Raw genomic sequence first — 13,167 nt, 5'->3', positions numbered from 1 at the left:
GGTCAGTCGGTTCGGACAAAACCGTTGGTGCGCGCGAATTCCTCACTGGCGAACCAAATCTCGGCGACCGCATCGTCATACTCACTACTGTCGGGTGCCCAGTATCGGCCGGTCTTGGTGTCGGCCTTGATCGGGTAGCCCTCCGGCGCACGATTCGGGTCGTCCAGCGGTAGGTGAATGGCCGTGGCGCTCGGGATCTCGTCCAGTTCGATGGCGGCATGGCGCCCGCTGTGGGGCTCGGTGCTGCTGTATGCCTCGGCCTCGGTGATCACCCGGGTGGGCGCAGTGTCGACATTGTCCTGGTCGCTCGGCGGGGCCATGCCGCTCAGCGTCGAGAAGCCCGGCGCCGCGGGGACACCGCCGGTCGCCCCCGCGAACGCCCCGGTGTCGAACGTGTCGTCTGCGAGCTCCGCTTCGATTTCGCCGTCGGTGTCCTCGCCCTCGGCAACTTCTTCGAAGTCCGCATCGATGGGCGTGTCGAGATCCTCGTCGCCGAAGTCGTCGTCCTCGTAGTCGTCGTCCTCGTAGTCCTCGTAGTCGTCGAAGTCGTCATCGTCGTCGAAGCCGCGCTCCCCGACCAGCTGTGCGGAATCCTCCGGCGGTTCCTCCTCCTCACCCGGGACTCCGTAACCGATGGCGGGGCCGCGGGGCGCGGCCCACTGGCTGACCGGGATCGCGGTGTCGGTGGGGCCGTCATACGGCGACGCCGCCGCACTCGCCACGTCCTCGCCCGGCCCGCCGAATCGCGCTGTCGCGGCTTCGCCGGCACCGTAGGCAGTGCTCGGCGTGTAGCTGCCCGACGTATCGGCGCCGTGGTCATCGGCGAATTCGTCGTGGTCGTATCCCCGCGATTCGTAGCGCGCCTCGTCGTAGCGACCGTCGTCGTAGTGCGGTGGGCCGGGTGCCTCGTCGTAATCGTCGTCGAATGGATCGTGTTCGAAGTCGTCGTCGCCGCCGGCCCGGCGGCGGTGCCACAGTGCCGCCCCCACGATGAGCCCCGCCAGCAGCAGCACCGGGACCACTGCGATCAGCCACCACCAGCTCCAATGCCAGGAGAATGGCTTCTCGGTATCGGCTGTCGACGGCTGCGGACCACCGGCATGGGGCTGACCGACTCCCGGAACCTGCAGTCCGCTCAGCTCGGAGGCCAGTTTCGACGGCTCGGTGGTGAACTTGTTGGCGTCGCGATCCCACGAGATCGCTCCCCCGCTGAACCGCTGCGTGATGACCGAGCCGTCTTCGGTCTGGTCGGCCATGGGGGCGCCCAGTGCGCCCTTGGCGCCGCCGAGCTTGTCCCAGGCCGCTTTCATGGCTCCCCGGACGATCACCGCACCGTAGTCGGGGGTCCAGAAGATGACGGGGTTGTCTGCCGCGGCGAAGGTGCTGATGCGGCTGTTCGGGCCCAGCCCGCCTTCGGACTCGCTGGCGGTGGGGAAGCCCAGATCGCCTTCCGGTCCACCGACGCTTTCGTATTTCTCCAGCAGCTGGCCGGTGATCGCGTTGGCGCCGGTGGCCGGGCTGTAGAAAATCTTGCCGCCGGCGTAGTTCTGCCCGACCCCGTCGGCGCCGATCGGGTACTGGTCGCCGTCCTTGGCCCCCAGCGGCCCCATCGGCCCGCCTGCCGCGCGACGAGCCGCCGCGATCGCCGCGGCAGCATCCGACGGCACGTCCAGTCCCGCCAGCTGATCGGCCAGCTCCGGCGGAACCGTGGTGAACGCTTTGGTCTTGCGGTTCCAGGAAATCTCACCGCCGGTGAACTTCTGGGTGCTCACGTCGCCGTCGAACGACTCGTCCTCGGCTGGAACGCCCAACACACCCGCCGAACCGCCGAGCTTGTCCCACGCGGCGTTGATAGCACCCCGGACAACGCGGGCACCGGTGGCAGGAGTCCAGAAGATGACGGGCTTGTCTGGCGCGCTGAGCGTCGAGTTGCGGCTGTCGGCGGCCAGCCCGGGTCCCTCGTCGATGGTCGGGAATCCCAGATCCCCGTCCGCGGCGCCGCCCAGCGACTCGTACTTCTCCAGAATGGCGCCCTGCATGAAATGAGCGCCGGTCGCCGGGGTGTAGAACATCTTGCCCCCGGCGAAGTTCTGCGCGAAGCCCGATCCGACCGCGTAGACCCCGCCCTGGCGTGGCCCCAGCGGCCCGCCGTCACCGCCGCTGGCCTGCCAGGCGGCCGTGACCGCCGCATCGGCATCCGACTCCGGGGTGGCCGACGCCACCGCCGGCCCCATCAAAGCAGCGACCACGAGTGCGAGCAGGCCGACCGCCAACCGCCACACGGTCGCGTCCAGCCTCGCTCCAGGCCTAGTCATGCGCTCTCCCCGCTCGTTCGGCAAAGTTTCCTCAGAAATGTCCCGCCCCGACAACTTTGCTTCAGCAGGTGACGATAACCAAGGAACGTGGCCGATCATGGCCAAAAAAGCCCCAATATCTGGGTCCAAGGACCCAGATTTGGGCTTCTCGGGCCGTCACACGGGGTGATCCGGACTCGTCAGACGCCCAAACTGCGTCCGATGATCTCCTTCATGATCTCGGTCGTACCGCCGTAAATGGTCTGCACCCGCGCGTCCAGGTACGCCCGTGCTACCGGGTACTCCCGCATGTAGCCGTAGCCGCCGTGCAGCTGCAGGCAGCGGTCGATGAGCTCGACCTGCTTCTCGGTCGAATACCACTTGGCCATCGCGGCCTGCTCCACGGTGAGCTTCTCGTCGAGGTGCAACCGGAGGAACTCGTCGACCATCATCCGCACCACGGTGGCCTCGGTCGCCAGTTCGGCCAGCAGGAACCGGCTGTTTTGGAAGCTGCCGATGGGCTTGCCGAACGCCTTGCGCTCCTTGGTGTACTGCACCGTCTGCTCCAACACCGCCTCCATCGCAGCCGCGGCCATGATGGCGATCGAGATCCGTTCCTGCGGCAGGTTCTGCATCAGGTAGACGAAGCCCTGGCCTTCCTCGCCGAGCAGGTTCTCGACAGGCACCTTGACGTCGGTGAACGACAGCTCGGCGGTGTCCTGGGCGTCCAGACCGATCTTGTCGAGGTGCCGGCCCCGCTCGAAGCCTTCCATGCCGCGCTCCACCACCAGCAGGGAGAAGCCCAGCGCGCCCTTCTCGGGGTCGGTCTGGGCGACGACGATCACCAGGTCGGAGTTGATGCCGTTGGTGATGAAGGTCTTCGACCCGTTGAGCACGTAATGGTCGCCGTCGCGGACGGCACGGGTCTTGATGCCCTGAAGGTCGCTGCCGGTGCCGGGTTCGGTCATTGCGATCGCCGTGATCAATTCACCCGTGCAGAACTTGGGCAGCCAGCGTTGCTTCTGCTCCTCGTTGGCCAGCCGCAGCAGATAGGGCGCTACGACGTCGTTGTGCAGGCTGAAGCCGATGCCGCTGTAGCGGCCGGCCACCGTCTCCTCACAGACGATCGTGTTGTAGCGGAAGTCGTCGTTGCCGCCGCCGCCGTACTCCTCGGGCACCGCCATCCCGAGAAAGCCCTGCTTACCGGCCTCCAGCCAGACCCCGCGGTCGACAATCTTGTCTTTCTCCCACTGGTCGTGGAACGGCGCGACATGCTTGTCCAGGAACGCCCGGTACGACTCGCGGAACAGCTCGTGCTCCGGCTCGAACAACGTGCGGTCGTACTTCACAGCACTGCTCATGGTGTGACCTCCGGTACTGGTTACATAGTTGGGGCCAACCTATACCAACCGGGTGGTTGGTCAGCCGTGGGGAGGGCCGTACCGCCCGTAAACTCGGGCCATGCCGCAGTCCCCCACGAGCCTCGCGCACTGGGGTGGCTTCACCGCCGACGTGGCGGAAGGTGACATCACCGCCGTCGCCCCCATGGTGGGCGACACCGACCCTTCACCGTTGCTCGGCAACCTCGCAGGTTCGATCCGACACCGCTCGCGGGTCGCCGGGCCCGCCGTGCGGCGCGGCTGGCTGCGTGACGGCCCAGGCCCCAGTACCGATCGCGGCGCCGACGAGTACGTGGCAGTGTCCTGGGACGAGCTGACCGAATTGCTGGCCGACGAGCTGCGACGGATCGTCGACGCCCACGGCAACCAGGCGATCTACGGCGGATCCTATGGGTGGGCCAGCGCCGGACGCTTCCACCATGCCCAGAGCCAGGTGCATCGATTTCTGAAGATGCTTGGTGGCTATACCTCTTCGCGCCACTCCTACAGCCTTGGCGCGACCGGGGTGATCATGCCCCGGGTGGTCGGCACCCACGACGACCTGTTCAAGCGCTCCACCGACTGGGATGTGATCGCCGCGAACACCGATCTGCTGGTCTGTTTCGGGGGCCTCGCGCTGAAGAACACCGGTACCAATCACGGTGGCACCACCGCACATCCGGCCCGCGACGCGCTACGCCGGTTGGGCGCGCGCGGCGGGCAGATCGTGTCATTGAGCCCGCTGCGCGACGATGTCGACGGCAACTGCCAGTGGCTGGCCCCGGTCCCGGGCACCGACGTGGCGGTGATGCTCGCGCTGGCCTACGTGTTGGCCACCGAAGGTCTGGCCGACCTCGATTTCCTCGATACACACTGCACCGGCTACCGCCGGTTCGAGCGCTATCTGCTGGGTCGCGATGACGGCGTCGCCAAGAGCCCGCAGTGGGCGTCGACGCTCAGCGGCCTGCCCGCCGAGGAACTGACCACGCTGGCCCGGCGGATGGCCGCATCGCGGACCGTCGTCACCGTCAGCTGGTCCCTGCAACGGATCCGCCACGGAGAGCAGGCCCCCTGGATGGGGCTGACCCTGGCCGCGATGCTCGGCCAGATCGGGCTGCCCGGTGGAGGTTTCGGGCACGGCTACGGGTCGATGAACGAGCCGGGACTGCCGCCGCTGCGGTGCGGCCTGCCCACCCTGCCCCAAGGCCTCAACCCGGTGCAGACGTTCATCCCGGTCGCCGCTGTCACCGACATGCTGCTGCACCCCGGGCAGCCGTTCGACTACAACGGCATGCAACTGAGCTACCCCGACATCAAGTGCGTGTACTGGGCCGGCGGCAATCCGTTCCACCATCACCAGAACATTCCCCGGTTGCGCCGGGCGCTGTCGCGGGTGGACACCATCGTGGTGCACGACCCGTACTGGACGGCGATGGCCAAGCATGCCGACATCGTGGTGCCCTCGACCACCGCCTATGAGCGCGAGGACTATTCGGGCTCGCGCAACGACCCACTGCTGGTCGCGATGCCCGCGCTGGTGCAGCCGTATGCCGATTCCCGCGACGACTACACCACGTTCTCGGCGCTGGCGGACCGTCTTGGCTTCGGCGCGCGGTTCACCGAGGGCCGCACGGCTCGGCAATGGCTGGTCCACATGTATGAGAAGTGGTCGGCCGGGCTGGATTTCGACGTTCCCGGGTTCGACGAGTTCTGGGGCGCAGGCAAACTGCGCCTGCCCACCGAATCGGGGCTGACGCTGCTCTCCGATTTCCGGGCCGATCCGATCGAGCACCGGTTGGGCACCCCGAGTGGGCGCATCGAGATCTTCTCGCACACCATCGACGGGTTCGGCTACGACGACTGCGCCGGCCATCCCCGGTGGTACGAGCCGACGGAGTGGCTCGGCGGACAGCGGGCCCGCACCTTTCCGTTGCATCTGCTGGCCAACCAGCCCGCGACCCGTCTGCACAGCCAACTCGACGGTGGCGCCGCCAGCCAGGCATCGAAAGTTATGGGGCGAGAACCGATCCGGATTCACCCCGATGACGCGGCGGCCCGCGGGCTCAGCGGTGGCGAGGTGGTACGGGTATTCAACGACCGCGGGGCGTGTCTGGCCGGCGTGGTAATAGACGATCGGGTGCGCCGGGCGGTAGTGCAATTGTCGACCGGGGCCTGGTTCGATCCGGCCGACCCGGCCGACCCCGATTCGATGTGCGTGCACGGCAACCCCAACGTGCTCACCGCGGACATCGGCACCTCCTCGCTGGCCCAGGGTTGCACCGGCGCGCACGTCCTGGTGGAGATCGAGAAGTTCGACGAAGCGCTTCCCCCGGTGCGCGCGCACCAGCCGCCGGTGCTGCGCCCGCGCCAGATCGATTGAGAGGTCACTACTTCGGGCGTTTGCCACCTAGCGGCCGCGCGCCGATGCAAAGATCCCTTCAGCGCTGACGGGGCCGTCAGCAGAAGGAGATCCCGGCCGATGCGATTCTCACCCCGTGCTGCCGCCAGGTCACTGCTGGTCGGCGCGGTAGCTGTATCCGGTTCGGTGGTTATCGGGCTGGCCCCGGTCGGTACCGCAGCAGTCGGCCTGGTCGTGGCAGTGACACCGCTCATCGTGCCCGGAACCGGAACCCCGAACCCGGCGAGCTCCAACAACTACATGGCCAACGCAGTCTCCTACTACGTCCAACCCAGCGGCAGTTGCGGGGCCGAGGACTGCGCGGCGCCGGTGGCTGTCCCTTACATCGCTCAGTTCTGGCCCATCCCGCTGCCAGGCTGGGGCGGTTTGGAGGGCGCCAAATGGAATGTATCGGTGGCCAGCGGAGTCACCCAGCTGACCAGCGAACTCGTCGGCTCCAACAACCCCAGTGCGCCCCACCCCGTGGCCGTCTTCGGATATTCGCAGGGCGCCACCGTCGCCAGCATCGTCAAAGGCAACCTGGCCGACCTGACCGACGAGCAGAAACAGAACCTGAGCTTCGTCCTGATCGGTAATCCGAACCGCCCCGACGGCGGACTCTTCGAGCGGTTGGCGATCCTGGGCACCGTGCCCATCCTCGACGCGACATTCGGCCAACCGACCCCGACGGACACGGGCATCGAGACCTACGACATCGCCCTTGAGTACGACGGCGTGGCCGACGCTCCGTCCTGGCTGCTCAATCCGCTCGCGCTGCTCAACGCACTGGCCGGATTCCAGTACGTACATGGCACCTACCTGGATCCCAGGGGCGACGATCCGGCCACGGCGACACCCTACGGATACACGCCGGAGCAAGTGCAGGCCGCGATCGAGAACGCCCAGCAGAGCTGCACCGCCGAAACCCACTGCCAGAAAGTCGACGGCAGCGACACGTACTACATCACGCTGCCGGCGAAGACCCTGCCGATCATGCAGCCGTTCCTCGAACTGGGCGCGGCGACCGGCACGTCGGCCCTGGTGGTTCCGCTCGTCGACCTGATCTCACCGATGGCGCAGACCCTGATCGAAACCGGTTACACCAGAACGGATTACAGCACACCCACGCCGTTTCAGCTGCTCCCTAGATTCAACCCCGTGACACTGGCGACCGACCTCGTCAACGACATCCCCGAGGGCATCCAGGCCGCGCTCAACCCCGGACTCGACCCGCTGCCCGGATGGTCCGATCCGACCGAATCCGGCGATACCGTCACAGTCGAAGGCACACCCGAGAACACCGTCGCCGACACGAAGATCGCAGCGAAGCCCGACCGCCGACCGCTGTCGCGACTGAAGACCGCCACCAAGGGGACTGCGACGCTCACCACAGCTCCCGACGCCGACGACCCCACGATCAGCGAGCAACACCGTCCGTCGGAGCTGAAAGCCTCGCCGGTCAAGGCACATCCGGCGCGCGATGTGGCGAAGTCGCTCCGCAGCACCGTGCGCAAAGCGCTGGGCGGCCCGCACCGCAAGACAGCAGGCACCACCCGGGTCAAGGACAAGTCGGCCGGGGCCAAGGACAAGAAACCGGCAGCCTGAGGCCCGCCTCGCCGAAGCGTTCAGAAGGCCGAACGTTCAGAAGGTCGTGAACTCGCTCAGACCCGCGGCGAGCGCCATGGGTACCCGTGCCTTGATGCGGGTGCCTTCGGCGGTGTGTTCGGTGGCGTCCACCCGGCCCTCGGCGTGCACCCGCGCCACCAGATCCCCACGATCGTAGGGAATCGTCACGTCCACCGTCGCATCGGTTGGAGGGATCATCTCGGCCATGCGAGCCCGCAGCCGGTCCAGCCCGTCGCCGGTGTGCGCCGAGACGAACACCGCGTCGGGCAGCGCCCGGCGCAGCGTGGCCAGCCCGAGGCCGGTCGCCGCGTCGATCTTGTTGACCACCAACAACTCCGGCGGTGGGGCGATGCCGTATTCGACGACTACGTCGTTGACCACCTCGCGTACCGCGTTGATCTGTGCCAGCGGATGCTCGTCGGAGCCGTCCACCACGTGTACCAGCAGATCGGCATCGACCACTTCTTCCAGGGTGGACCGGAACGCTTCGACGAGCTGGGTGGGCAAGTGCCGGACGAAGCCGACGGTATCGGTCAGCACGAAAGGCCGGCCGTCGTCGAATTCGCCTCGGCGCGTTGTCGGTTCGAGAGTCGCAAACAGCGCGTTCTCTACCAGCACCCCGGCCCCGGTCAGGCCGTTGAGCAGGCTGGACTTGCCGGCGTTGGTGTAGCCGACGATGGCCACCGAGGCGGCGTCTGAAGACAGCCGGCGGCTGCGCTGAGTGTCGCGGATCTTCTTCATGTCGCGAATCTCGCGGCGCAGCTTGGCCATCCGCTCACGGATGCGGCGGCGATCGGTTTCGATCTTGGTCTCACCTGGCCCGCGGGTTCCCACGCCGCCGCCTGCCCCGCCGGCGCGACCGCCGGCCTGCCGCGACATCGATTCACCCCAGCCGCGCAGCCGGGGCAGCATGTACTCCATCTGAGCCAGCGACACCTGTGCCTTGCCCTCTCGGCTGGTGGCGTGCTGGGCGAAGATGTCCAGGATCAGCGCGGTCCGGTCGATGACCTTGACCTTGACCACCTTCTCCAACGAGTTGAGCTGCGCGGGTGAGAGCTCACCGTCACAGATCACGGTGTCGGCGCCGGTCGCCAGCACGATCTCGCGCAGTTCGGCCGCCTTGCCCGAGCCGATGTAGGTCGATGGATCGGGTTTGTCGCGGCGCTGGATCAGGCCCTCGAGCACTTCCGAGCCCGCGGTCTCGGCCAGCGCGGCCAGCTCGGTAAGGCTGGCATCGGCGTCGGCCGCACTGCCCTCGGTCCACACGCCGACCAGGACGACGCGCTCCAGCCTCAGCTGGCGGTATTCGACCTCGGTGACGTCGGTGAGTTCGGTGGACAGCCCGGCGACGCGGCGCAATGAGGCGCGGTCTTCCAGCGCCAGCTCGCCGGTGCTCGGAGTGAGGGGATGTTCTGGATGAGTCATATGTACTTACAGGTTGTCACGTGCATCGTTGCGCGCGCACCCCAATTACGCGTGGGCGGCATGCCACCACTGCTCGGACAGCTCTCCCCTGGCGACCAGCACCGATGGTCCTCGCAGGTAGCTGGTGGACTCGGTGATCGTCACGGTGACCTCCCCACCCGGGATCCGGACCTGCAAGGTCCCGGTGTCGGCACCTTGGTGGGCCAGCGCCGCCAAGGTGGCCGCGACCGTGCCGGTACCGCAGGACCGCGTTTCCCCGACGCCACGTTCGTGCACACGCATCGACACTGCGCCGTCCACCGGAGCCGTCAGGACCTCGACGTTGACGCCCTCGGGGAACAGCTGCTCGTCGAAGGACACCGGGCAGCCCACGTCGAGGGCAGCCAACTCGTCCTCGGTCAGGCCGACACACGCCAGGTGCGGGTTGCCCACGTCGACGGCGATACCGCTGACACTGCGGCCACCGACCACCGCGGTTCCGGTGCCGAACCGGTTCGCCTTACCCATCTCGACGGTGACGTCCGCGGTGGTCGGGTCAGCGCTGTGCAGCACCACGGGACGGGGGCCGGCCAACGAGCCCACCACGAACTCGTCGGCGGATTCCAGGCCTGAGGCGCGCAGGTAATGGGCGAATACACGTACCCCGTTGCCGCACATCTGCGCGATGGAGCCGTCGGCGTTGCGGTAGTCCATGTACCAGTCGGTGGCCGCCACCCCCTCCGGCAGCCGCTCGAAAACGCAGGCAGCCTGCGCAGCACCGGCCGTCGTCACCCGCAGTACGCCGTCGGCCCCGATGCCACGGCGGCGGTCGCACAACGCGGCCACGGCGGCAGGCGTCAGCGACAGCGCAGCGTCGAGGTCGGGCAGCACCACGAAATCGTTCTGGGTGCCATGTCCCTTCGCGAAAGGGATCGAGCCGAAGATCACCTGTTCAGGATACGTGCCGCCACGCCCGCAGCGCGTCGTGCACCAGTCCGTCGGCGGCCCCATCCAGCCACACCACCCGATGGTCGCGACGGAACCAGGACCGCTGCCGGCGCACATAGCGGCGGGTGCCGATGAATGTGGGCTCTCGTGCCGCCGCACCGTCTCCCCCGGCATCCAGGTCGGCGAGCACCTGCGCGTAACCGAGAGCGCGCGCGGCGGTGACCCCGTCCCGCAACCCGCGGCCGATCAGCGTGCGCACCTCGTCCACCAGCCCCGCGGCGAACATCGAGTCGGTACGTTGTTCCAGCCTTATGTCGAGAGCGGCTGTCTCCCAATCCAACCCGATGATCGCGGTGTCCCAGCGTGGAGTACCGATACTCGGCGCCGACGCGGCGAACGGCAGGCCGGTGAGCTCCACTACCTCCAGAGCCCGCACGATCCGCCGGCCATCGGTCGGCAGGATCGACGCCCCCGCGGCAGGGTCCACCCGGGTCAGCTCGGCATGCAACGCGGCCACCCCCACCTCGGCCAGCCGCTCCTCCCATCGGGCCCGCACCGTCGGATCGGTCGCCGGAAACGTCCACTCGTCCAGCAGCGACTGGATGTAGAGCATCGAACCGCCGACGATCACCGGAACCGCGCCGCGGGCCGCGATGGCCTCCACGTCGGCGGCGGCGTGCTGCTGGTAGCGGGCCACCGTCGCGGTCTCGGTCACCTCGAGGACATCGAGCTGGTGGTGCGGGACGCCGCGTCGCTCGGCGACGGGCAGCTTGGCGGTGCCGACGTCCATGCCGCGGTAGAGCTGCATGGCGTCGGCGTTGACTATTTCGACGCCCCGTGACCCACTCAATTCCTCGGCGATCGCCAGCGCCAGGGCCGATTTCCCGGTCCCGGTCGGCCCGATGACCGCGATGGGCCGGGTCATGGCAGCCATTCGCCGACGAAGTAGCCGACTCCGTAGGGCGCGCCGCAGTAGAGCTCGCGGGCGGTGCCCGGCTCGGGCCAGGCCAGTCCGGCCAGCACCTGAAAGGCCACCCGCCCCAGCACGGTGTCGGGCAGCTCGGCCAGCCCGGCGAGGTCGCCGGTGGCCAGCGCGTCATCGAGATCCTGCTGTGTGGCCACCGAATCCGGCAGATAACCGCCGGGCGCGGAGGGGGTGAGCGTGTGCAAGCCGTCGGCGACGACGAGTACGCCCATGGGGTCCGGGGATTCCTCCATACGGGCCCGCAGGGAGCGTCCGAAGCTCAGTGCCTGCGCCACCGGTTGTGATGCGGCGTAGGCATGCACCTCGATGGCGGCATCCGGTGCGACGTGTCCGCGGATCCACCCGGCGATCAGGGCACACAGCGGCAGTTCCACCGGCCCCCCGACTGGTCCGGGGCCGAGTGCCACCGGGACGTCGACGCCGTAGCCGGCGAAGGTCCCGGCACAGTCCGGTCCGTAGACCGCGTCGCAGGGGCCGACGCCGACCGCCAGCCAATGGGGCGGCAACGAGGTTGCTGCCGCGGTCACCGCCGCGCGCAGTCCGGCCACCTCGACCGCGGCCGAACCCACCAGTTCGGGCACGAGAACCGGGGTTGCGGGGACGATCGCGATGGCGCTGAGCACGTCACCAAACTAGTTTGTCGGGGCATTGAGCCTAAAGCCATGGGCACGGCACAGCACGACCTGCTTGAATAGCGGACAAAGCGACAGCATCAGGCGCCGCGTCGCGCGGCAGATGCGCGGGTGGACCGCGCGGAGTACGAGGAGCGGATATGACAACCAGTGAGCCAGGCGGAGCCACCCCACAGCCGACGTCCGGGCCCACGCCGAGGCCCACTCCTTCACCTGCCCCGAGACCGGGGCCGCCCCGCCCCGTCCCCCGCCCCGGCCGGTTTGCCCCGGTCGTCGCGGTGGCGCCGACCAGCGATCCGCACCGCTTCGGGCGGGTGGACGACGACGGCACGGTGTGGTTGATCAACGGATCCGGTGAACGTGTCATCGGCTCGTGGCAGGCCGGCGACACAGAAGCGGCATTCGCCCACTTCGGCCGACGCTTCGATGACCTGCACACCGAGGTGGCGCTGCTGGAACGTCGACTGTCCTCGGGTACCGGTGACGCCCGCAAGATCAAGTCGGCTGCCGCTGCGCTGGCCGAAAGTCTGCCCACCGCAGCGGTTCTCGGCGACGTCGACGCGTTGAGCACCCGTCTGGCAGCGATCGTGGACCACGCCGACGAGGCCGCCAAGACCGAGCGCGCCCAACGTGACGAGCACCGGGCCGCCCAGACCGCGCGGAAAGAGGCACTGGCCGCCGAGGCCGAGGATCTGGCCGCGAACTCCACGCAGTGGAAAGCCGCCGGGGATCGCCTACGCGAGATTCTCGACGAATGGCGCACCATCACCGGGCTGGACCGCAAGCTCGACGACGCCCTGTGGAAGCGCTACTCGACGGCGCGCGAGACCTTCAACCGTCGGCGCGGATCGCACTTCGCCGAACTCGACCGTGGCCGCGCCGGCGCCCGCCAGGTCAAGGAGGCGTTGTGTGAGCAGGCCGAGCAGCTGTCCGGCTCGACCGATTGGGGCGCCACCGCGGCCGCCTTCCGCGACCTGTTGACGCAGTGGAAGAGCGCGGGACGCGCCGCCAAGGACGTCGACGACGCGCTGTGGCACCGGTTCAAGGCTGCTCAGGACACGTTCTTCGGGGCCCGCAACGCCGCCAACGCCGAACGCGATGCCGAATTCAAGGCCAATGCCGCCGCCAAGGAGGCGCTGCTGGCCGAGGCCGAAAAAATCGACACGACCGACCTCGACGCCGCCCGCGCGGCCTTACGCACCATCGGCGACAAGTGGGACGCGATCGGCAAGGTTCCCCGCGAACGCGCTGCCGATCTGGAACGCCGGCTGCGTGCCGTGGAAAAGAAGGTTCGCGATGCCCCGGCCGGTGGTGTCGATCCCGAGGCCAAGGCTCGGGCGGATCAGTTCCGCTCACGTGCCGAGCAGTTCGAACGGCAGGCGGAGAAGGCCGAGGCGGCCGGGCGGGCCAAGGATGCGGCCGAGGCCAGGGCCAGCGCCGAGCAGTGGCGTCAGTGGGCCGACGCGGCGGCAGCCGCGCTCGGAGAGCGCAAATAGCCGCG

At 68.2% G+C, this 13,167-nt stretch carries 9 protein-coding genes; 3 read left to right on the top strand and 6 right to left on the bottom strand.

Annotated features, from left to right (window positions below):
- Positions 1 to 2: 2 nt before the first annotated feature.
- Together E0T84_RS13485 and E0T84_RS13480 are read right to left on the bottom strand one after the other, a co-directional pair.
- A complete protein-coding gene (locus E0T84_RS13485; RefSeq protein ID WP_138744695.1) occupies positions 3 to 2,315 on the bottom strand; it encodes an LGFP repeat-containing protein in 2,313 nt (770 codons plus the stop codon).
- Positions 2,316 to 2,494: 179 nt separating this feature from the next.
- Positions 2,495 to 3,655 (bottom strand): acyl-CoA dehydrogenase family protein, encoded by a 1,161-nt coding sequence (locus E0T84_RS13480; RefSeq protein WP_070186545.1) that lies wholly within the window; start codon positions 3,653 to 3,655, stop codon positions 2,495 to 2,497.
- Between the two features lie 100 nt (positions 3,656 to 3,755).
- Here E0T84_RS13480 and E0T84_RS13475 point away from each other — a divergent pair, with 100 nt between their 5' ends.
- Both E0T84_RS13475 and E0T84_RS13470 read left to right on the top strand, forming a co-directional pair.
- Complete coding sequence (locus E0T84_RS13475) at positions 3,756 to 6,053, top strand: molybdopterin-dependent oxidoreductase (RefSeq protein ID WP_138744694.1); 2,298 nt, start codon at positions 3,756 to 3,758, stop codon at positions 6,051 to 6,053.
- Positions 6,054 to 6,152: 99 nt separating this feature from the next.
- Positions 6,153 to 7,676, top strand: a complete 1,524-nt coding sequence (locus E0T84_RS13470; RefSeq protein WP_138744693.1) for a PE-PPE domain-containing protein — start codon at positions 6,153 to 6,155, stop codon at positions 7,674 to 7,676.
- A gap of 36 nt (positions 7,677 to 7,712) precedes the next feature.
- Here E0T84_RS13470 and hflX read toward each other — a convergent pair whose 3' ends face one another.
- Genes hflX through E0T84_RS13450 form a run of 4 tightly spaced genes read right to left on the bottom strand, consistent with a single transcriptional unit; the run spans position 7,713 to position 11,657 of the window.
- Positions 7,713 to 9,122 carry a GTPase HflX gene (gene hflX / locus E0T84_RS13465; protein ID WP_138744692.1) on the bottom strand — a complete coding sequence of 470 codons (1,410 nt, stop codon included), beginning with the start codon at positions 9,120 to 9,122 and terminating at the stop codon, positions 7,713 to 7,715.
- Between the two features lie 45 nt (positions 9,123 to 9,167).
- Positions 9,168 to 10,034 (bottom strand): diaminopimelate epimerase, encoded by an 867-nt coding sequence (gene dapF, locus E0T84_RS13460; protein ID WP_138744708.1) that lies wholly within the window; start codon positions 10,032 to 10,034, stop codon positions 9,168 to 9,170.
- Positions 10,035 to 10,053: 19 nt separating this feature from the next.
- Complete coding sequence (gene miaA, locus E0T84_RS13455; protein ID WP_138744707.1) at positions 10,054 to 10,974, bottom strand: tRNA (adenosine(37)-N6)-dimethylallyltransferase MiaA; 921 nt, start codon at positions 10,972 to 10,974, stop codon at positions 10,054 to 10,056.
- Positions 10,971 to 11,657 (bottom strand): hypothetical protein, encoded by a 687-nt coding sequence (locus E0T84_RS13450; RefSeq protein ID WP_138744691.1) that lies wholly within the window; start codon positions 11,655 to 11,657, stop codon positions 10,971 to 10,973. Before E0T84_RS13450 ends, miaA begins: the two co-directional genes overlap by 4 nt.
- Before the next feature lie 149 nt (positions 11,658 to 11,806).
- On the opposite strand from E0T84_RS13450, the gene E0T84_RS13445 reads away from it, so the two are divergent.
- Entirely contained in the window at positions 11,807 to 13,162 is a 1,356-nt protein-coding gene (locus E0T84_RS13445) for a DUF349 domain-containing protein (protein WP_138744690.1), read from the top strand.
- Positions 13,163 to 13,167 lie beyond the last annotated feature (5 nt).

It is taken from the genome of Mycobacterium sp. DBP42 (assembly GCF_005924235.1).
GTDB lineage: Bacteria > Actinomycetota > Actinomycetes > Mycobacteriales > Mycobacteriaceae > Mycobacterium > Mycobacterium syngnathidarum.
Note: the sequence above shows the minus strand (reverse complement) of the source record. Positions and strands in the feature narration are given on the sequence as shown.

Excerpts from the sequence above, each read along its gene's own strand:
- E0T84_RS13485 (WP_138744695.1), bottom strand. The coding sequence starts at position 2,315 with ATGACTAGGCCTGGAGCGAGGCTGGACGCGACCGTGTGGCGGTTGGCG.
- E0T84_RS13480 (WP_070186545.1), bottom strand. The coding sequence starts at position 3,655 with ATGAGCAGTGCTGTGAAGTACGACCGCACGTTGTTCGAGCCGGAGCAC.
- E0T84_RS13475 (WP_138744694.1), top strand. The coding sequence starts at position 3,756 with ATGCCGCAGTCCCCCACGAGCCTCGCGCACTGGGGTGGCTTCACCGCC.
- E0T84_RS13470 (WP_138744693.1), top strand. The coding sequence starts at position 6,153 with ATGCGATTCTCACCCCGTGCTGCCGCCAGGTCACTGCTGGTCGGCGCG.
- hflX (WP_138744692.1), bottom strand. The coding sequence starts at position 9,122 with ATGACTCATCCAGAACATCCCCTCACTCCGAGCACCGGCGAGCTGGCG.
- miaA (WP_138744707.1), bottom strand. The coding sequence starts at position 10,974 with ATGACCCGGCCCATCGCGGTCATCGGGCCGACCGGGACCGGGAAATCG.
- E0T84_RS13445 (WP_138744690.1), top strand. The coding sequence starts at position 11,807 with ATGACAACCAGTGAGCCAGGCGGAGCCACCCCACAGCCGACGTCCGGG.